The sequence below is a fragment of the Lysobacter sp. CA199 genome (genome assembly GCF_052078715.1).
Classification (GTDB): Bacteria; Pseudomonadota; Gammaproteobacteria; order Xanthomonadales; family Xanthomonadaceae; genus Lysobacter.
Map to the genome: position 1 here is coordinate 98,726 of NZ_JBQJIL010000007.1, position 19,919 is coordinate 118,644.

Annotated in this window: 17 protein-coding genes and 1 riboswitch; of the genes, 9 read left to right on the plus strand and 8 right to left on the minus strand. The window is 67.4% G+C overall.

Annotated features, from left to right (window positions below):
* The first annotated feature begins 35 nt into the window (after positions 1 to 35).
* From ACTOWJ_RS13755 to ACTOWJ_RS13780, 6 genes are all read left to right on the plus strand, one after another.
* Positions 36 to 776: a hypothetical protein gene (locus tag ACTOWJ_RS13755; protein ID WP_441335197.1), complete on the plus strand. Its 741-nt coding sequence runs from the start codon at positions 36 to 38 to the stop codon at positions 774 to 776.
* Positions 777 to 819: 43 nt separating this feature from the next.
* A complete protein-coding gene (locus ACTOWJ_RS13760; RefSeq protein ID WP_441335198.1) occupies positions 820 to 1,944 on the plus strand; it encodes a type IV secretion system protein in 1,125 nt (374 codons plus the stop codon).
* Positions 1,941 to 2,432 (plus strand): DUF4189 domain-containing protein, encoded by a 492-nt coding sequence (locus ACTOWJ_RS13765; RefSeq protein WP_441335199.1) that lies wholly within the window; start codon positions 1,941 to 1,943, stop codon positions 2,430 to 2,432. The genes ACTOWJ_RS13760 and ACTOWJ_RS13765 overlap by 4 nt, the downstream gene beginning before the upstream one ends.
* Before the next feature lie 180 nt (positions 2,433 to 2,612).
* A complete protein-coding gene (locus ACTOWJ_RS13770) occupies positions 2,613 to 2,951 on the plus strand; it encodes a DUF4189 domain-containing protein (protein WP_441335445.1) in 339 nt (112 codons plus the stop codon).
* 196 nt (positions 2,952 to 3,147) lie between these two features.
* Entirely contained in the window at positions 3,148 to 3,690 is a 543-nt protein-coding gene (locus ACTOWJ_RS13775; RefSeq protein WP_441335200.1) for a hypothetical protein, read from the plus strand.
* Positions 3,687 to 5,060: an XVIPCD domain-containing protein gene (locus ACTOWJ_RS13780; protein WP_441335201.1), complete on the plus strand. Its 1,374-nt coding sequence runs from the start codon at positions 3,687 to 3,689 to the stop codon at positions 5,058 to 5,060. The genes ACTOWJ_RS13775 and ACTOWJ_RS13780 overlap by 4 nt, the downstream gene beginning before the upstream one ends.
* Before the next feature lie 36 nt (positions 5,061 to 5,096).
* On the opposite strand, the gene ACTOWJ_RS13785 is transcribed toward ACTOWJ_RS13780, so the two are convergent.
* The 3 genes from ACTOWJ_RS13785 to ggt form a co-directional block, all read right to left on the minus strand.
* On the minus strand, positions 5,097 to 5,450 hold the full coding sequence (locus ACTOWJ_RS13785) for a gamma-glutamylcyclotransferase family protein (RefSeq protein ID WP_441335202.1): 354 nt from the start codon (positions 5,448 to 5,450) through the stop codon (positions 5,097 to 5,099).
* A gap of 126 nt (positions 5,451 to 5,576) precedes the next feature.
* A complete protein-coding gene (locus ACTOWJ_RS13790; RefSeq protein ID WP_441335203.1) occupies positions 5,577 to 6,584 on the minus strand; it encodes an ATP-grasp domain-containing protein in 1,008 nt (335 codons plus the stop codon).
* A gap of 12 nt (positions 6,585 to 6,596) precedes the next feature.
* A riboswitch (S-adenosyl-L-homocysteine riboswitch) is annotated at positions 6,597 to 6,676 on the minus strand.
* Positions 6,677 to 7,128: 452 nt separating this feature from the next.
* A complete protein-coding gene (gene ggt, locus ACTOWJ_RS13795; RefSeq protein WP_441335204.1) occupies positions 7,129 to 8,877 on the minus strand; it encodes a gamma-glutamyltransferase in 1,749 nt (582 codons plus the stop codon).
* A gap of 172 nt (positions 8,878 to 9,049) precedes the next feature.
* On the opposite strand from ggt, the gene ACTOWJ_RS13800 reads away from it, so the two are divergent.
* From ACTOWJ_RS13800 to ACTOWJ_RS13810, 3 genes are all read left to right on the plus strand, one after another.
* Positions 9,050 to 10,033 carry a hypothetical protein gene (locus tag ACTOWJ_RS13800; protein WP_441335205.1) on the plus strand — a complete coding sequence of 328 codons (984 nt, stop codon included), beginning with the start codon at positions 9,050 to 9,052 and terminating at the stop codon, positions 10,031 to 10,033.
* A gap of 45 nt (positions 10,034 to 10,078) precedes the next feature.
* Positions 10,079 to 10,810, plus strand: coding sequence for an ankyrin repeat domain-containing protein (locus ACTOWJ_RS13805; RefSeq protein ID WP_441335206.1), 732 nt, complete (start codon positions 10,079 to 10,081; stop codon positions 10,808 to 10,810).
* 126 nt (positions 10,811 to 10,936) lie between these two features.
* Positions 10,937 to 11,392 carry an ankyrin repeat domain-containing protein gene (locus ACTOWJ_RS13810; RefSeq protein WP_441335207.1) on the plus strand — a complete coding sequence of 152 codons (456 nt, stop codon included), beginning with the start codon at positions 10,937 to 10,939 and terminating at the stop codon, positions 11,390 to 11,392.
* Here ACTOWJ_RS13810 and ACTOWJ_RS13815 read toward each other — a convergent pair.
* From ACTOWJ_RS13815 to ACTOWJ_RS13835, 5 genes are all read right to left on the minus strand, one after another.
* Positions 11,389 to 11,799 carry a hypothetical protein gene (locus ACTOWJ_RS13815; RefSeq protein WP_441335208.1) on the minus strand — a complete coding sequence of 137 codons (411 nt, stop codon included), beginning with the start codon at positions 11,797 to 11,799 and terminating at the stop codon, positions 11,389 to 11,391. The genes ACTOWJ_RS13810 and ACTOWJ_RS13815 overlap by 4 nt on opposite strands.
* 52 nt (positions 11,800 to 11,851) lie before the next feature.
* A complete protein-coding gene (locus tag ACTOWJ_RS13820) occupies positions 11,852 to 14,722 on the minus strand; it encodes an ATP-binding protein (RefSeq protein WP_441335209.1) in 2,871 nt (956 codons plus the stop codon).
* 7 nt (positions 14,723 to 14,729) lie between these two features.
* A complete protein-coding gene (locus tag ACTOWJ_RS13825; RefSeq protein ID WP_441335210.1) occupies positions 14,730 to 15,926 on the minus strand; it encodes an EAL domain-containing response regulator in 1,197 nt (398 codons plus the stop codon).
* 308 nt (positions 15,927 to 16,234) lie between these two features.
* Positions 16,235 to 16,873 (minus strand): tetratricopeptide repeat protein, encoded by a 639-nt coding sequence (locus ACTOWJ_RS13830; protein ID WP_441335211.1) that lies wholly within the window; start codon positions 16,871 to 16,873, stop codon positions 16,235 to 16,237.
* A 195-nt stretch (positions 16,874 to 17,068) separates the two neighbouring features.
* Entirely contained in the window at positions 17,069 to 19,447 is a 2,379-nt protein-coding gene (locus tag ACTOWJ_RS13835) for a family 20 glycosylhydrolase (protein ID WP_441335212.1), read from the minus strand.
* Positions 19,448 to 19,919: the final 472 nt, after the last annotated feature.

Below are 19,919 nucleotides of genomic sequence, written 5' to 3' on the forward strand. Positions count from 1 at the left end.
CTGACAGGGAGTCGGATATGAAGCATCGCGGCCGCATGAATTCCCGAGCGCTGCAAACCACCGCCGTCGCGATCGTGTTCGCCTTCGCCGCCTGGGCCGGTCAGGCCTGCGCCCAGACCGTGGTCAACGATCCGATGAACTACGCGGCCAAGCTGCGGCAGATCGCCAAGGACGCGGTGGAGTTCGGCAAGACCGCGCAACGTTGGAGCGATACGGCGAACCATTACCAGCAACAGCTCATCCGCCTGCAGCGCCTCAATTTCGGCCAGGCCCAGATGACCGACACGTTTCCGCCGCGGCCGGCGGACTACGGCATGCGCGAGGCCTGCCCCGGGCAAGGCGGGATCAAGGAGCCGTTCGCCGGCGCGTTCAAGATGGCCATGCCCAAGCTCGACGGCAGCGTCATCGACGAACAGCTGAACCTCTGCCAGCGCAGGGTCTATGCGCAGAACATGAAATACAACGAGTCCGTGCAGATGCTCCGGACCCTTATGGCCCGGAACAAGGAATTCCAGCAGATCGAGCAACAGCGCGACGGCACCGGCTCGCGCCAGGGCGATCTGGCGGCGAACGACAACGAAGCCCAGCGTTTCATGCTCCGCACCTCGATGGAGCTGGATTACTGGCAGGCGCGCATGAGGGCCTACGACGACTACATCGAGGCGCTCAAATGGGACCAGTCGCGCCTGGCCAACCGCGCCCTCGACGGCAAGAAGAATTCGTTGATCGGCAACGTCATCCAGGCCGGCGTGCTGGCGGCGGCGTTGTCGAAATAGCGAAGCGGGCCCGCCTGTGCGCCCGATCAAGATGGATCTGACCATGGACACTGTGTCGTTCAACGGACTGTTGGATTTGCTGACGCCGATGTCGCAGTCGGGCGTACTGGATTTCGCGTTCTACAAGATCATCAACGATTACTTCAGCGCGGAAATAAACCAATTCGGCTTCGCGCTGATGCGCCGCGCGATGGCCTGGGTGTCGGCCATGGCGCTGAGTCTGGCGACTTTGTACTTCCTCACGATGGGCTACCGCGTCGCGACCGGGCAATCGCGCGAGCCGATGATGGGGCTGGTCGTGAACTCGCTCAAAGTCGTGGTGATCCTGTCGCTCGCCACCGGCATGAGCTTCGGCAGCGTCGACCTGCATCGGCTGCTGACCACCGGCCTGGATGGCGAGATTCATGCACTCGTCAGCGGAAAGAGCGGCCAGACCGCCGCGGCTTCCGTCGACGAGAATCTGGCGTATATGCAGATCGCGATGAACGCGATCGACGCCGTGCAGGTCGTCGACGGCGACGACGAGACGCGCGAGAAAAAGACGCGCGCGCTGTTGATGGCCGGTTTCGGTACGGCCAGCGTGCCGATGACCGTCGGCACGCTGATGCTCATGTACAAGTTCGGTATCGCGTTCTTCGTCGGACTCGCGCCGTTGTTCATCCTGTGTCTGATGTTCGATCAGACACAGGAGCTGTTCCGGAAATGGCTGCTGTCGGGCGTAGCGACGTTCTTTTCCATGGCCGCGCTCAGCGCGATGTCGGCGATGGCCTTGAAGCTCACCGGCAAGATCGCGCTGGCGTTCTGGGTCTCCAAGGCGCTGACCGGCATACGCGGCCTGGAAGCGGAGGGCATGACGTCGCTGGCGATCCAGCAAGGCGGCATCGGACTGATCCTCACCATGCTGTTGATCTCGGTACCGCCGATGGTCGGCATGTTCTTCCATGGCGCGCTGGGCAACTTCATGCATTTCTCGGCGTTCGCCACAAACGCCGGCAGCCAGCCGGGGCCGCAGGGGCAGCCTCCGGGGTCGTATGGCCAGCCAAACGGTCCGCAACCCGGTGCGCCTAGCGGTCAAAGCCCGTCGGGTGCCGCTTACAACACCGCGGCCAGATACACGTCTGCCGGCCAGGCGGATTCCTACGGATCGAACGAGATCAAAAAGAAATGAACAGTACGGTCTTCTGGTTGACAGGCGCGTTGACGACGGGCGTCGTCGGATCCGCGAGTGCCGAGGGCGGTTGCCCCGCGGGCATGATCCCCTATCAAGGTACCAACACCATGTCGTGCGGACCGATGCCATCGGCCAGTCAGGGCACCATCGCGGGCGGGCCGCGTTGGGCATCGCGATGGGGAGCGATCGCGACCGACGCGAATGCCGGGATCATGGGGGCGGTAAACAGTCGCGAAAGTAAGCGGCGTGCGCGTGGAGACGCCGTATCCGAATGCAAGTCCAGGGGCGGCGTGAAGTGCAAGGTGACCTTCACCTATCACGACCAGTGCGTTGTGACGGTCTTAGGCAGCCAGGGCGCGAACCACGGTCATGCGCCGTCGATCGAGCATGCCGAACAGCTCGGAATGAACGCCTGCAGGGCGCAAGGCGACAGCGACTGCCACGTCTACTACACAGCCTGCAGTCTGTCCGAGCGGGTTCATTGATCTGTCCTATTCCTTTCGAGAGAAGAAATGAACCCAACGATCGTCTTATGGGTAAGTACGTTGATGGCTTGCCTCCCAGGTGCAGCCAGTGCCGAAGGTGGTTGTCCCGCGGGCATGATTCCCTATCAGGGCACCAACACGATGTCGTGCGGACCGATGCCATCGGGAGGTCAAGGCGCAATGTCGAGCAGGCCGGTTTGGGATTCGCGCTGGGGCGCGATCGCGATGGATCCGGACAACCGAACCATGGGCGCGGTGGACAGCCGCGAGAGCAAACGGCTTGCCCGTAGAGACGCTGTCTCCGAGTGCAAGGCCAGAGGCGGAAACAAGTGCAAGGTGACGTTCACCTACCAAGACCAATGTGTCGTGACGATCCAGGGCCGCACAGGCGCAAACCACGGCCATGCGCCAGAGATCGCACCCGCCGCGCAACTCGGAATGAATGCATGCATGAAGCGGGGAGACGACGACTGTCACGTCTACTACGAGGCCTGCAGCCTCCCGGTCCGGGTGCGATGAAGTGCACGCGTTGGCGAACTCGTCAAGAAGCGAAGCCTGCTTGTAATGAGCGACAAAAGGAGGCGTTCTGATGCCGTCCGCCGAATGTTCGCGACATGCCACCGGCAATAGATCGCCGACCACGCGGGTACTGCCCGCGTTGACTGCGCTGTCGATCTTCATGGTCAGCGCTTGTTCGAACCAAACAGGAGCACGGATGCCCAACTACCAAGCCAATCCAAATCCTCGCGAAGTGCACGAACTCACCATCGGCGTGCGCGACGCGCCGGGTGTCTTGTCCGCGATGGGCGGCACCATGCAGTACGACGTCGCCAATATGGACTGCCTGCCTCCCGCCGAGTCGTTCTCCGGCGTGCAGACCACGACGGTGTCGACTTTCCTTCCGCTGACCTTGAAGAAGTCCGGCGACGGCACGTTCCAAGGCCGCGTCGCCCTCGACGGCGTGGCCGATGGCGATTACTTCGGACGAGGCGTGTGCCGGATGCGGCCGGTCGGAATCAGCGTGTGGTTCAAGGCGACCGGCGCCATCGAGGAAACGCGGTTCATCGCCACGCTGTCGGCGGACGACATCGCCGGCGCGCGCAGCCGTACCTACCACTACTGGCGGGGCGGCTATCCGGGCAACGCCGCGGTCGCCAACTATCCCGACCACGGACTGGCCGAGCCGCAGGAATTCCAAGCGAGCCTGCGCGACGAGCTGTTCACCATCACGATCGCGGCCAAAGCGGTGCAACCATGAGCATGACGACCCAGCAATACGCGAATCTCGCCCAGGACGCCTATCGCAGTCCCGACCTGAGCGTTCCCGAGCAGCGGACCGCGGTGATCGATGGCGTCCGCTACGCCGTTCTCGCCCACGTCGACCGCGCGTCGGGGTATCAGGGCACGATCTATCAGCGCGAGGATACGAAGGAGATCGTGGTTGCCCATCGCGGCAGCGAATTCAAAGAACAGCCGGTGAAGGACGGCGTCCTGGCCGATGGCGGGATGGTCGCCAAGCGGGTCAACGCACAAGCCGACGATGCGCTGGAACTTACCCGGCTGGCGATGGACATGGCGCTGGCCCAGGCCGAGCGCACAGGCAAACGGCCTGAGGTGACGGTGACCGGGCATTCGCTGGGCGGCTGCCTGGCCCAGATCACCGCCGCGAAACTCGGCCTGAGCGGCGAGGCCTTCAATCCCTACGGCGCGGCCAGCTTGAACTACCGCATCGCCGAGGGCGGCGATCGGGTCGTCAATCACGTCATGGCCGGCGATGTGGTCAGCGCGGCCGGCAAGCATTTCGGCGAAGTGAAGCTGTACGCCGAACCTGTCGAACTCAATGTGCTCAAGGTGGCCGGATACGAGGACAACGGCGATCGTTGGGACCTGCGCAATCCACTGAAAGCCGCGGTGACCGGCGGCGACTCGCATCGCATGCATCATTTCCTGGACGTCGACGGCAAAGGACGCGCGGATCGTTCCGTACTCGGCGATGGACGATGCCGGGACTTGGCGGAAGCGCACCGCCCCATGCTGGAGAAATACCGAAGCGACATCCTGGCCATACGCGAAGGCGTTTCCATCGGTGCCGCGCTGGCCGCGGGCGTGCAGGGCGTGGCCGGCGAGATCGGCAGACGCCTTCCGGACAAGGCGCGTGACTCGCCCGAGCCGTCCGAGCGTCCGTCGCCGCTGCCGCTGCCGTCATCCGCGCCGTCGTCGTCGCCAGCATACGATCCTCGTCATTCCACGCATCCGGACCATCCGATGTACCTGCGAATTCGCGAAGGCGTGGACGCGATGCAGCAAGCACACGGCGCCGCATCCGGCGAGACCGGCGAGCGCACCGCGGCGAGTTTGCTGGTGGCGTCGAAAGAGCGGGGCTTGAACCGGGTGGATCATGTCGTCGCCGGCGCCGCCAGCGCGCCGGAGCCCATGGTGTTCGCGGTCCAGGGCGATCTGTGGGATCCGAGCCACAAACGCGCCCAAGTGTCGGCCGCGGTCGCCGCCGCGACGCCGCTGGTCGAGTCGTTTCGACAGCTTGAAGCGATGAACCCGCCGCTGGCCGGATCGGCGATGCAGGAGCCCGCACACGAGCAGGTCCGCTCCGCCGCCGCGCGCGCGGTCTGAGCCGAGATCCACGCGCCTCGCGGCGTGCGCGTGGCGCTAGCCTGTCCGCTTCACGTACACCCACGCGCGCTGGCCCGACGCCAGCGCGGCGTCCACGCGCTCGTAGTCGTCCACTTCGTACGCATCGGCTCGCGCCAGTTCTTGCGCGCTGATCGCGAACACCAAGCCTTCGACGCGATCGTGCGCGTCGCCGCTGGCTTCGACGATGGGGTGATGGGTCTGGCCGCTGGTGGCGACGACCTGTGGGTCGTCGATCTCGACCATGCTGCGGCGAAAGCCGACCAAGGCATCGCTGCGCCCCTGCAACAAGCGGCCGAAAGTGGCCTGCTGCACGGCGGGCAGTTGCAAGGTGCCGTAGGAAAACAATCGCTCGGTGAATTCGTCGCTCATGCTCGCTCCAGGGTGTCGTCGCGGCGCGCGGCCGCGATCGTGCGCCGGTCCCGACGGTTCGAGGCCGCGGAATCGTAGGCGGGCCCGGGCACGCTGGGTGAAGGCAGCGCGCCCGGATCTTGCGGCTCAGTCTTGCGCGATGGCGGCAGCCTGCGCGCGCAACGCCTGCCAGCGCCGCGCCAACTGCGCGGCGAACAGGGGCGCGGCCGGCGGATGCACGGCGAAGTGCAGGAACGGTTCGATGAACTCCAGTTCCATGATCCGGAACACGCCGTCGGCGACCACGCCGTCCACGCGCACATAGGCCTGATCGCGATAGCCCAGTTCGGCCACCGCCTGCAGCGCGCGTCGCGCCGAAGCCAGGATCTGCGGCGTCGGCGCGGTCGGATCGGAGGTGCCGCCGAAATAGGTCTGCACGCGATAGTCGTCGGCGCCGGGTTTCTTGAGCACGGCGTGGCTGTAGACGCCGCCGAAGAACAGCAGCGACCACTCGCCCTGTTCGACGATCTGCGGCATGAACGGCTGCACCAGATAATCGAGTTCGCGCGGCAGCGCCGCCAGTGCCTGTTCGAACGGCGCGCTGCCGATGCAGCCGCGCACCGTATGCCAGGCGCCGCCGCTGACGCTGGGCTTGACCACCACCTCGCCGCTCATCGCGGCCAGCGCCGTCGACAGCTCGCCGCCGCGCGCCAGTACGGTCGGGATGATCGGAACGTCCTGCGCGGCCAGATCCAGCAGATAGCGCTTGTCGCTGTTCCAGATCAGCAACGGCAGCGGATTGACGATGACCGCGCCGAGCGACTCGATGTGCGCATACCAGGCGAGGAACTGGGTGTAGTGCTGGAAATAGTCCCAGGTGCTGCGCACCAGCAGCGCGTCGAACGCGGACCAGTCCACCGACGGATCGTTCCACATGCACGCGGTGGTCTCGATGCCGTGCGCGCGCAGCGCATCGACCAGGCCGGCGTCGTCGGGATCGACCTCGGGATGGACTTTCGAGGTGACCAGCGCGATCGACAGGGCAGGATCGAACCGCAGCGGTTCGGCGGGGTGGGAAGACGCGACCGACCCGAGTCCGCTCGATGCGGTGTCGGGCGACAGGTCGGTGGGAGTTGCGGTATTGGACGCAGGCATGACGCCTCCTTGATCGGGAGGGCGCCCTTGGTCGGCATCGCGGACCGAGCGTGGCGGAGCGTGTGGGCTCCGTCGCAGCACCCCTCGGCCCGGACTGCGCGGCGCCGCGTGGGCGCTTGCGCAACTGGATCGCATCGTATTGACGACGATGCGCGCTTACTGTCCGGCAGCCGCTCGGCGGGTGTCAATACGAACGGCGGTATCGGCGCGCATGGCATGCGAATTCGCGAAAGCTTAGCGTGCCGTTTTTGACGGGCGCAAAAATCTATCGTCGAAAGCGACGCAATGGCTGGCGAGGCGACTGCCCATGCCGTCATTTCCGCGAAGGCGGGCTCTGCTTTATTTCGGCGGAGCCGAACATCCAGAGACTTCAGCGTCGTCCATCCAGTCCGTCATTCCCGCGAAGGCGGGAATCCAGAGACTTCAAACGTTCTCGCACGAAAGGCCCTGGATTCCCGCCTTCGCGGGAATGACGAGCAAAAGCAAAAGCCTTAGGCAAAGCCCCAAAGCAAAGCCTCAAAGCAAACTCTCCCGGCAACGCCCATCAATACCCAGCCGCCTGCCCGTCCTTACGCGACTCGCTCGCCCCGATGTAACCGCCGTTCGGATTGACCATGATCGCCTGATAGCCGCCGTAGGGCCCATGCGCGAACCGCACGCTGTGGCCGCGGCGCATCAGCTCGCGCACGGTTTCGTACGAATAGCCGGTTTCCAGATCCAGCTCGCCGCCGTCGCTCATCACCGTCGCCTGTCCGGCCGGTTCGGTCGAACCGTCGTGCTGGATGCGCGGCGCGTCGCCGGCTTCCTGCAGGTTCATGCCGAAGTCGATCAGATTCATGATGATCTGGGCATGGCCCTGCGGTTGCATCGCGCCGCCCATCACCCCGAACGACAGCCACGGCTTGCCTTTCTTCGTCGCGAAAGCGGGAATGATGGTGTGGAACGGCCGCTTGCCCGGCGCGAAAGAATTGGGATGACCCGGCTTGAGCACGAACTGCTCGCCGCGGTCCTGGAAGATGAAGCCCAGCCCCGGCGGCGCCATGCCGCTGCCCATGCCTCGGTAGTTGGACTGGATCAGCGACACCATCATGCCGTCGGCATCGGCCACGGTCATGTAGATGGTGTCGCCCTGGTCGAGCTGCGCGGGCGTGGCCGGCTGCACTTCCTTGAGCGCCTTGTCCAGCGAGATCAGCTTGCGCCGCTGCGCGGCGTAGTCCTTCGAAATCAGCTTGGCCACCGGCGATTGCTTCTCGAACGCCGGGTCGGCGTACCAGCGCGCGCGGTCGGCGAAGGCGAGCTTCTTGGCTTCGGCGAACAAGTGCACGTGCTCGACGCTGCCGAATCCGTACGACTTCAAGTCGTAGGCTTCCAGCAGATTGAGAATCTGCAGCGCCGCGATGCCCTGGCCGTTGGGCGGAAGTTCCCAAACATCGACGCCGCGGTAGTTGCTGCTGACCGGTTCGACCCACTCGCCCTGGTGCGAGGCCATGTCCTCGTAGCTGAGGAAACCGCCGTTGGCCTTGAAGTAGGCGTCGATGGTGCGGGCGATGTCGCCCTTGTAGAACGCATCGCGCCCGCCCTTGGCGATCTGCTCCAGGGTGTTGGCCAGGTTCGGGTTCTTCCACATCTCGCCGGTGCGCGGTGCGCGTCCGTCGATGGTGAATTGCTCCTTGAAGCCCGGCCATTTCGACAGACGGGGCACCGAGGCGTTCCAGTAATAGGCGATCACCTCGTGCACCGGATGGCCTTCGCGCGCGTAGCGGATCGCCGGCGCCAGGTCCTCGGCGATCGGCTTGCGGCCGAAGCGTTCGTGCAGCGCGAACCAGCCGTCGACCGTGCCGGGCACGGTCACCGGCAGCGGGCCGTGCGGCGGGATTTCCTTGAGCCCGCGTTTTTCGAATTCGGCCAGGGTCAGCGACTTGGGCGAGCGGCCCGAGCCGTTGTAGCCGTAGAGCTTCTTGGTTTTCGGATCCCACACGATCGCGAACAGATCGCCGCCGACGCCGTTGCCGGTGGGTTCCATCAGGCCGAGCGCGGCGTTGGCCGCGATCGCCGCGTCGACCGCGCTGCCGCCGGCCTTCATCACGTCCAGGGCGATCTGGGTGGTCAGCGGGTGCGAGGTCGCGGCGATCGCATGCGGCGCATACACCTCGCTGCGCGTGGCGAACGGCTGGCCGCTGATGCGGTCGGCGGCGTGGGCGGGAGCGGGCAGGGCGCAGGCGCAGGCCAGGGCGAGTGCGAGCGGCGCGAGCAGGGCCGTGCCGCGGCGGGACGCGGTGTGAGGTGATGACATTGCGGGTCTCTCCAGGTCGATCCGCGACGATAGCGCAGGCGCGCGGTCGCCCGCGTAGGCTGAAGGTCGATGCCGGTCAAACATGAATGCGGCTCCCTCGGGTCCGCCCCAGTTGTAGCGCCCGCATACGCCCACGTAGGTTGGCCCCCAAGCGATCGGGGAGTAAGGCGAGATGAACGTCCAGCTGCAGCCGTCCCAGCTTCAACCCAACTGGCAAACCCAGGCCGAGCTGCTGTCGCCCACGGCGCAGCCGGCGGTGTTGCCGCAGCCGCCGCAGGCCGATCCGTTCACGCTGGAAGCCAGCTATCACCCGCAGTTGCTCGGAGTGACCGCGCGCCCGGACCCGGCCGCCAATGCCGCGCCGGATCCGGCCTCGTTCGATCAGCAACTGCGCGGCCAGGATCCGCAGGCCATCGACCTGGAGATGGCCGAGCTCGCGCAGGCCGTCTACAAGCCCGACACCAAGACCGTCGGCGACTGGACCCGGCTCGATGGCGCGCAGCTGACCCAGGCCGGGATCGATCCCACGTCGCTGGAAAATTCCGACACCGGCTTCCGCGCCGGCATCTACACCGACGGCGACGGCAAATACGTGGTCGCCTATGCGGGCTCCAACGACGTAAAGGACTGGCTCACCAACGCGCGCCAGGGCATCGGCTGGGACGACAAGCAGTACGACCAGGCCGTGCAACTGGCTCAAGACGCACAGCAAGCCTTCGGCGAGGACATGGTGATCATCGGTCATTCGCTCGGCGGCGGCCTGGCCGCGACCGCGGCGCTGGCCACCGACACCGCTGCGGTGACCTTCAACGCCTCCGGCGTGCACGACAACACCTTGCGCGATCTGGGCCTGGACCCGGGCACGGTCAAGGCCGATGCCGAGAACGGCCAGATCCGCCGTTACAACATCGGCGGCGAACTGCTCACCGCCGCGCAGGAAGACGTGCCGCTGGTCAACGGGATTCCCGACGCGCCGGGCCACGAGATCAACCTGGACGACCCGGATCCGCCCAAGGCGCCGGACTTCACCTGGAACCCGATCGAGATGGCCAAGCGCACCGCCGAATACGTGGCCGACAAGGCCAAGCGTCCGGGCGAGCTGCATGCCATCGGTCCGGTGATCGAGGCGATGAAAGAACAGCAGCCGTGGAATTGACCGGGCCGGCTTGGCATAGCCGCCGCGGGTGACCACAATCGACGCATGCGCGCCGCCACGCTTCCCGCGTTGACGATCTGTCTGATCCTGGCCGGCGTCGCCTGTCGAGGAGAAGCGATGGACGCCAAGCAGGCCTTTCCCGATCCGCGCAGCGCCGAACTGGCGCAGGCCGTGGCCGACGGCGATGCGGCGCGCGTGCGCACGCTGGTTCAGGCCGGCGCCGATCCCGATGCGCGCGGCGACCGCGGCGTGAACTTGTTGCAGTACGCGATGCTGGCGCAAAGCCCGCGTGGGCTGCAGGCCCTGCTCGACAGCGGCGCCGATCCCTCGCGGCCGGGCATGGGCGGCAGCACCGCGGTGCACGGCGCGGCGATCGCCAACGACCCGCAATACCTGACGATCCTGCTGGCGCATCGCGCCGACCCGAACGTGGCGCACGCCGAAACCGGCGAAACCCCGTTGGCCGACGCCGCCGCGCCGCGTTACCAGACCCAGTTCGACGCCCTGCTCAAAGCCGGCGCCGACCCGGATCGCGCCGATCGCATGGGCAACACGCCGCTGCATCAAGCCGCCAAGCTCAACGCGTCCGGCCAGGTACTGGCCCTGCTCGAGGCCGGCGCCGATCCGCGCGCACGCAATCGCCAGGGCGCCAGTTTCCAGGCGTTCTTGTTCAAGATCCCGGCCGACAAACTCAACCCGCAGGCCCGCGCCGAACGCGAAGCGGTGGTGGCCTGGCTGGAGGAGCACGAAGTGGCGGTGGAGACGGGCGGACCTTGAGGCGGGCGCGGCGCCGGGTGTTGTGAAGCCGGCGTCCTCCGACCGGACCGTCATTGCCGCGAAGGCGAGCATCCAAAGCCTTCCGCGCCATCTTTCCAGGTCCTCATTCCGCGGAGGCTTCGCGCCATGCTTCTCATCCGCCGGCTGACCCGCAGCGCCGATACGCGCATGCTCGCCGCGTTCGTCGTGCTTATGCTGCATGTCTGCGCGACCGGCACGGCCTTCGGGAAACAATCGATGCGAGCCAGCGAAGTCGTCACCGACGCACGCACCGCCGAGCTGGCCGAAGCCGCGGCCGCCGGCGACGCGGCGCGGGTGCGCGAACGGGTCGCCGCCGGCGCGCAGGTCGACGGGCGCGGCGCCAAGGGCGTCACGCCGTTGCAGTGGGCGCTGTATCACCACAGCCTTGCCGGCATGCGCGCGCTGCTTGCGGCCGGCGCGGATCCGAAGGTGGCCGCGCACGACTGCATGACCGTGGTGCATCTGGCGGCGATGGCCGACGACCCGCGCTATCTGCGCGCGCTGCTCGAACACGGCGCCGACCCGATGAGCGCGCGCGCCCGAACCGCGATCGCAGGTTAGAAGAATCCGTCCAGATATGCGGCGGTTTCGTCCGAGACTCCGACGATTTTGTTGGTCGCCTGGCGATACAGTTTGAAGTTGAGTTCGGTCGCGGGCTGGCCGTCGTCCCAGTCGGTGTGGCGCTTGAGCTCGGTCCGCCCCAACGGCCGTCGCGCCAGCGCGGTGCGTTGCACGGTCACGCTCACGCGCGGGGTTTGCCGTTCGATGTCCTGCCGCCGCGCCACCGCTTCGGCCGCGATCGCCACGCCGCGCGCGATCAGTCCGCTGCCGCCCTCGTTCTCGCTGGCGAACAGGTACACCGTGTCGCCGGCGACGATGCGTTTGCCGCCGTACATGGTTTTCTGCGCGTCGAAGACGAAGGTCTCGGCGCGCGGGCGGTCGATCCGGGTTTTGATCACATAGGCCATCGTTCGACGCTCGTCTCCCATGCACGGCCGCGCGCGTAGCGCAGGGGGCGAATCAGCGCGGCAAGCGCCGCAACCGCTCCAGTGCGGTGTCCACATCGCTGAGCAGCGGCAGCACCAGTCCCCAGTCCTGCGCGTGCGCCGCCTGCTCCAGCGCTTGCGACGCCTCGGCCAGTTCCTGCGCGCCGATCAGCAGCGCCGCGCCCTTGATCCGATGCGCATGCCGCTGCACGCCGATCAGGTCGCCGTGATTGCGCGCGGCCTGCAGCGCGTGCAGGTCCTGCGCGCTGGCGGACAGAAAATCCTCCAGCACCTGCGCCGCGTCGCCGCCGCTGTCCTCCAGCAGGCGTTGCAGCACGCCGACGTCGAGCACGCGGGTGTGGTCGTGGCCTTCCTCGAGCGCCGAAGGCTCGCGTTCGGCCGGCGCGGCGGTATGCGGCAACCAACGGCGCAGGCTGGCCGCCAGGCGCGTCAGCGCGACCGGTTTGATCAGGCACTCGTCCATACCGGCGGCCAGACAGGCCTCGGCTTCGCCCTTGAGCGCCGAAGCGGTCAGCGCGATCACCGGCGTGCGCCGCGTATCGCCGGGGCCGATGCCGGTGCGGGTTTCTTCCGCGCGGATCGCCTGCGCCAGGCCGTAGCCGTCCAGCCCCGGCATGTGCACGTCCGACAGCACCAACGCGTAGCGACCGCTGCGCCAGCGCTGCAGGCCCTCCTCGCCGCCGGCCACGGTTTCGCAGGCGTAGCCGGCCAGCGCCAGCTGCCGCGCGATCACCAGGCGGTTGGTCGGATGATCGTCGATCAGCAGGATCAGACTGCGCTCGCGTTCGGCGCTGGCCGGATCGGGCAGCGCGCGCGGCTGCAGCGTTTCGCCGGCTGCGACATACCCCGTCGGTTCGGGCGCGAGCGCGGCCGCGCGCGGCAGCGCGACCAGCAACCGCATCGTCGTGCCGACGCCGGGCTCGCTGTGCATGAGTACTTCGCCGTCCATCAGCGCGGCCAGTCGCCGGCAGATCGCCAGGCCCAGGCCGGTACCGCCGTAGCGGCGGCTGGTGTCGTTTTCGGCCTGTTGGAAAGGTTCGAACAACCGTTGTTGCTGTTCGGCGCTGATGCCGATGCCGGTGTCGGTCACGCGCAGGCACAGCCGGTCGCGCGCCGCGTCCTCGCCTTCGCGCGGTTCAGCCGGGCCCTGGTATTCCAGCGCGGCCTGGATCATCCCGCGTTCGGTGAACTTGACCGCGTTGGAGAGAAAATTGCCGAGAATCTGCCGCAGCCGCAGCGCATCGCCCACATGCGCCGGAGCCACGGTCTCGTCGATGTGGCAACTCAGCTGCACGCCGCGGCTGGCCGCCGCGCCGAGAAACCCGGCCACGGTGGTGCGCAGCAGCGCCGGCAGATCCACCGGTTCGGGCGCCAGTTCCAGGCGCCCGGCTTCGATTTTGGAGAAGTCCAGGATGTCGCCGATGATCCGCAGCAGCGACTGCGAAGATTGTTGGATCACGTCCAGGGCGTGGCGCTGCTCGGGGTCGAGCCGCGAATGCGAGAGCACCTCGATCATGCCGGTGACGCCGATCATCGGCGTGCGGATCTCGTGGCTCATCGCCGCCAGGAACGAGGACTTGGCGCGGCTGGCGTCCTGCGCGCGCGCTTCGCTGGCGCGCAGGGCGCGTTCCAGGCGCTTGAGCGCGCTCAGGTCGGCGGCGATCACCAGCAGTCCCGGCGCTTCGTCCTCGCCGCCGCCGGTGACCGAGACCGCGACCAGGGCCGGCACCCAGGTGCCGTTGCGGTGGCGCAGCCGGGTTTCGCGCGGCGCGGCCAGGCCGCGCGCAAGTTCGCGCAGCGCGGTCCAGTCGGCCGGCACCGGCCGGCCCAGTTGCGTGCTCAACTCCACCGCCAGCGTCTGCAGGGCGCGGGTTTCGAACACCGAATGCAGACGCTCGCGGCCGATCACCTCGGCCTCGCGGATGCCGAGCAGGCGTTCGGCGAACGGGTTGACCAGGGTGAAGCGGCCCTCGAAATCCACCGCCAGGATCGCGGTCTGCGCCGAATCCAGCAGCGAGGCCTGGAAGCGTTCGCGGCGTTCGAGTTCGGCGCGGGTGCGTTCGTTGCGGATCAGTTGCCCGGTCAGTTCGGTTTCGAAGCCGAGCACGTCGCGGCGCATCTCGATGAAGGTCTGCATCACCACCCCCAACTCGCCCGCCGGCAGTTCGCCCGGCGCGGCGGTGTAGTCGTGCTCGCGCATGCGCCGCGCCAGCCAGGTCAGCTGGTCGATGCCGCGCGAGGCGTTGCGCAGGACCCGCCGACCGACCAGCAGGGCGATCAGCAGCGCCAGCACCGAAACCGCGATGCGCACCATGCTGATCCGCTCGCTGCGCACGATGTCGGCGCGCACCACCTTGTCGGCCTGGACCATCTCCAGATCCGACAGCACCTGCATGCGCTGGGTCAACGGATCGATCGCCGGGTACAGGCGGTGGTCGGCGAAATCGTCGAGCATGCGCAGGTCTCGCCGGCGCAGGATGTCGCGCAATTCCATCGCCGCGGTATCGGCGGTGCGGCGCGCCTGTGCGGCGGCGTGCAGTTGTTCGATTTCCTGCGCCGAATGCGGCAGCGATTGCAGCTGCTGCCAGGCCCGATCGATGCGCCGGCCGGCGCTGTCCACCCGCGTCAGCCCTTCGTCCCAACCGACCAGGTTGTTGCGCACGCGGAAGGTGGTATCGACCACATCCAGGCCGTAGGCGTCGGAGATGGTCTTGATCAGGCGCAGGCCGAGCAGGGCGTCGTCCTGCAAGGTCTGCAGGCTGCGCCGCGCGCGGTATTGCTCGAACTCGTCGAGCAGCAGCACGCTGGTGCCGGCCAGCAGGAACAGGGCGAACAAACCCCACAATTGGCGGCGGATGCTGTAGCGGTCTAGCCAGGCGAACATCGGCACCTCAGTATTCGGGACGGCGCCAGCGGCCGAGCATGGCCGGAAGTTCCTCGCCGGGCACCGCGTCGCCGATCAACCGCCCTTGCGCGATCGCGCAGCCCAGCTCGGCCAGCATCTGCCAATCCTCGATGGTTTCCACGCCTTCGGCCACCGCGTCCAGGCCGAGTTTGCGCGCCAGGTCCAGGCTGGCCTCGACCACCGCGCGTTTGCGCGGCTGCTGACTGGCGCCGGCGACGAACTCCTGATCGATCTTCAATTCGGTGAACGGCACCTGCGAGAGCTGCGACAGCGAGGACCAGCCGGTACCGAAGTCGTCGATCGACAAACCGAACCCTTTCAATCGCAGCCGCGCGAGCACCGCCAGGCCGCGCGCGGCGTCGGCCATCAGCGAGCTTTCGGTCAGTTCCAGCACGATCTCGCCAGGGTCCACGCCGGCCTCACGGACGATGCGCTGGTAACGGTCGGCGGCGCCGGCGTCGTCCAGGGTCGAGGCCGAGACGTTGACCGACAGCTTCAGGCGCAGCCCGGCGCGGTCCCAGTCGCGCTTCCAGCGGCAGGCCTGGGCGAGCATGCGTTCGGTCAACTCATCGAGCAGGTGGGCGGCGGCCAGCAGCGGCACGAAATGCTGCGGCAGCACCACCCGGCCATCGGCACGCCGCCAACGCGCCAGCGCTTCCACCCCGATCACCCGGCCGTTGCTCAGTTCCACCTGCGGTTGGAACCAGGGGACGATGTCGCCGTTGGTCAGGGCGGTTTGGAGGTCGGTGGGGAGGATTTCGCCGGGGGGCTCGGTTTCTACGTCGGCCTTGGTTTGGCTCAGGCTGGTCAGGGCGGCGAGCAGTTTGGCTTTGGTCAGCGGCTTGGGCACCGCCTCCAGCACGCGCAGGCCGCAGGCGCGGGCCATGGTCTGCACGGTGTTCAACAGCGCCGCATCGAGCGCGCTGACCACCAGGATCGAACGCGCCAGGTGTTCGCGCGCCAGATGATCGATGAACTCGATCCCGTCCATGCCGGGCATGTCCAGATCGACCATCACCACGTCCGGCGCGTGCGCCTGACTGCGCAGCAGGCGCAGCGCGCTGGCGCCGTCGGCGGCTTCGTGGAGGCGTTCCAGGCCCAGTTCGGCGAGCAGGCGCAGGGCCATGCGGCGCTGGAAGCCGTGATCTTCGACCACCAGGACGCTCAGTGCCGATATGGACATCCGATCCCCGCCTGCGCTGGCCAGCGACAGACCGGCCGCGCGGCGGGTCCGGTCGTGAACGGCCGACTTTAGCCGCGTCCCTGGTTCAACGGGAAGGCTGGCGACGAGCGGTCGCAATGGACGTTACCCAGCGCAACGCCCGCGCGGTGTGAACGCGGCAGCAGGTCAGCCACGCCGATGCGACAGCGTCGTGACGGCATAAGCGTTCATTGACAGCTGCGCTCACCGACGACCGCGTCCGGGTGGCACAGACGAAAACGGCCGCGACGTCGGTCGCGGCCGTTGCAGGTGTTTCGAGCGGGCCGGGCTTACGGCCAGGTCGGCGGATCGATCGCCCAGGCCTTCTGCACTTCGGCCAGGGTGCCGCGATCGGCCGCGCGCCATTGCGGCAGCAACTCGGCATAGCGCGAGGCGTCGCGCCACTGGTCCGGTTCGGTGCGCACCGCGGCGGCGTACCACTGCACCGCTTCGTCCTTGCGGCCCAGCGACCACAGCGCGACGGCGTAGGTCGGCGGCATCCAGGCGGCGTTGACGCTGCGCGCGTTGTGCAGGGTCACCCATTGCTTGAACGCTTCGTCGAACGCGCCGCTGCGGTACAGATCCCAGGCGTAGTTCCAATTGATCGAACGCCAGTAGCTGCTGCCGCTGTCGATCTCGCGCAGCGCGCGGGCGTAGAGCTGACGGCCCAGTTCGTTGCGGCCGGCCTGCATCGCCAGGTGGGCGAGCTGAGCGGCCTCGGTGGGCGCGTTGGGCTTGCGCTCCAGGATCTTGGCCAGGCGTTCCATCGCCGCCTCGCCGGTCTCGCGCACGGCGATCACCGGCTTGACGGTCTGCGCGTCGGCGTCGAAATAGAACTCGTTGGGCTTGGACAGGCTTTGCGCGCCGGCGGTGCCGGACGCCAGGGCCGCGGCGAGCGCCGTGGCCAACAGCAGGTTGCGGATTGGCATGTGGTGGGTCCCCCTTGGGCCGCTACATGCTAACCGCTGATGACCAAATTCATGAATCGGCGCACAAAAATTGTTCGCCGAAGGTGATCAGCGGCGATGCCTGGCCGACCCAGGGCTGCTGGCGGCGACGCGGTTCACCGCCCGCGCCGCGGCAGACCCGCACCGGGCCGCGAAGCCCCGGTGCGGGTCGTGGGGTTACTGCGCCGGCTTCAACGAGACCCGGTCCAGCGCCCACAGCGGGTCGTGCCCGCCGCTGGCGAAGACGAAGCACAGATCGTGGCGCCCGCTCAGCTTGGGCAGGGCGGCCTGCAGCGTGGTCAGACCGTCGGACTTGCGCGCCGGTTCCAGCGGCAGGCGCGCGATCGGCTCGCTCTTGCAGTCGTCCAGGCGCACTTCCAGCGAGCCGCCGAGGGTCGCCGGGCGGGTCACGATCTTGTCGGTGTCGTGCCAGAGCTGGAAGTTGTACGGCACTTGGCCGACCGTGGCCTGCACGGTGGCGACGCCGTCGAGCTCAGCGGCGGGGTAGATCCAGCACGGGTCGATCAGGTTGACGGTGAGCGCGGCGCGCGGACCGTCGCGGCCGCCGTCGCGCGCGGCATCGTCGGCCAGGCGCAGGTTGTAGCCTTCGCGGCAGGGCTTGAGCGTGGCGCTGTTGCGTTCGCTGAGATTGGCCAGCTCCTTGGCGCCGAAGCGGCGCGGCGCGGAGATCGCCTGGCCGTCGAGGAAGGTGGTGGCGACCAAGTCCAACGGCGGCTTGGCTGGTAGCGGTTGCGCGTACACCGGCGAGTTCGCGTCCGGCTCGCCGCCGTCGGTGCGGTAGCGGATCTGGCCGAAACCGGTCTGGTTCGACAGCGCCAGCTGGCCGTCGTGGACCTTGAAGTCGACCGCGTAGGCGGCGTCGCTGACTTGCACGTTCTGGGCGCGGTAGCGCGCGAACTGCGGCGCCAGGCGGCGTTGGAAATCGTTCCAGTCGCGCGTGGAGGCCGGCGACCAGACCACTTCCGACAGCGCGTCCAGGCGCGGGTACAGCGCCTTCTGCACCAATTCGTAAGTGGGCTTGTGTTCGACCCACAAGTTGGCCTGTGCGCCGATCACGCGCTTGGCCTGCTGTGCGTCCAGGCCGGCGGGGATCATCTGGAATTCGTAGAACGCGTGCAGGGTGCTGACCGGGAAGCGGCCGCTGGGCTCGTCGTCGCGATCGCTCTGCACGTAGTCCAGGTACAGCTTGCGATCGGGCGCGACCACCACGTCGTGGCCTTCGCGCGCGGCTTGCAACGCGCCCTCGTCGCCGCGCCAGGACATCACCGTCGCGTTGGTCGGCAGCTTGCCGCCTTCCAGGATCTCGTCCCAGCCCAGCAGCACGCGCCGGTGTTCTTCCAGGTGTTTGCCGATGCGGCCGACGAACCAGCTCTGCAGCGCCATCTCGTCCTTCAGGCCCAGCGACTTGATCTTGGCCTGGATCTGCCTGGAGGCGATCCATTGGTCCTTGGCCGCCTCGTCGCCGCCGATGTGGATGTACTTGGACGGAAACAGGCCGGCGACTTCGTCGAGCACGTTCTCCAGGAAGGTGAAGGTGGAATCGTCGACGCCAAACAAGTAGGTGTGCACACCCCAGTCCGGCGATACCGGCGGGGCTGCGCGAAGAAAATCGGTTACGCCGAGATTCGGATACGCCGCGATCGCGGCCTGCGCATGTCCCGGCATCTCGATTTCCGGCACCACGGTGATGTGGCGCGCGGCGGCGTAGGCGACCACGTCGCGGATCTGATCCTGAGTATAGAAGCCGCAGTACTGCTCCGGCTTGCCCTGCGCGTCGCGGCCGTTGGCGCCGGCCAGGACACGGCAGGCGCCGACTTCGGTCAGGCGCGGATAGCGCTTGATCTCGATGCGCCAGCCTTGGTCGTCGGTGAGATGCCAGTGGAAGGTGTTGAGCTTGCGCAGGGCCATCTGGTCGAGCACAGCCTTGACTTCATCGACGCTGCGGAAATGCCGCGCCACGTCCAGCATCAAGCCGCGCCAGGCGTACGCCGGCGCGTCCTCGACGCGTTGCGCGGCGATCCGGGCCGCGCCCTTGCCGCCGTCGGCGGTGACCAGTTGCCACAGACTCACCGCGCCGTAGAACAGGCCGGCCTCGCTGCGCGCGCTGATCTTGGCGCCGTCGCTGCGGATCTCCAGCGTGTAGGCCTCATCGCCGAGCTTCGCATCGGGAACGAGTTCGAACGACACCGCGCCGGCCGCGCCCGCGCCTTCGCCGATCTTCGGCTCGAAGCCGCGCAGCGCCTGCACTTGCCGGGCGAAGAACTCCGCGACCTTGCGCGCGCCGGCTTGGCCGGCGGCGACCTGCAGCGCGGTGGTAGGACCGAATTCGAACGCGCCCTGGCCGGGCGTGGTTTGCGCCGGCCGCGGAATGATGGAGGTGGGATGCGCCGCGGCGCGCGGCGCGGCGGCGGCATCGGCGCTGCGCGACGACGGCGTCGCGGTAGCCGGATCGGCGGCCGGCGGTTCGGTGCAGGCCGCCAGCGCGGCGGCGAGCGTGGCGGTGGCGAGCAGCGTGCGGGTCGTGCGCGTCTTCATCGTGGACTGACTCCATGGAAGGCTGGTCGGGCGAACGGGCCGGATGTGGACATTCGCGCGGTGTTCGTTTGGGGCGGGTGGAAGCCCTCTGCGGCGGGTCTTGTTGCAGCGGGCCGAATTGCTGTTTGCTTGGCTCGTGAGGTCCGAGGAGTTACGGGCGAGCGCGGTGGCTCGAGGGCCTGGATGCGGCGAGGTCTTTTGTGGGAGGGGCTTCAGCCCCGACGCTCGGCAAGAATCGCAGCGTCGGATCGGACAGCGTCGGGGCTGAAGCCCCTCCCACAAAAAAACCTCGTTGCATCAGTCGGAACTCTTGTAGCGGAAGTGCGAGCATTCCCGATTCCCGATTCCCGATTCCCGATTCCCGATTCCCGAATCCAAAATTCCAAATTCCAAATTCCAAATTCCAAATCCCTCAAAGCAACGAAGCCCGGCACCTCAGTACCGGGCTTCAGGTACAACCGACGGCGCGATC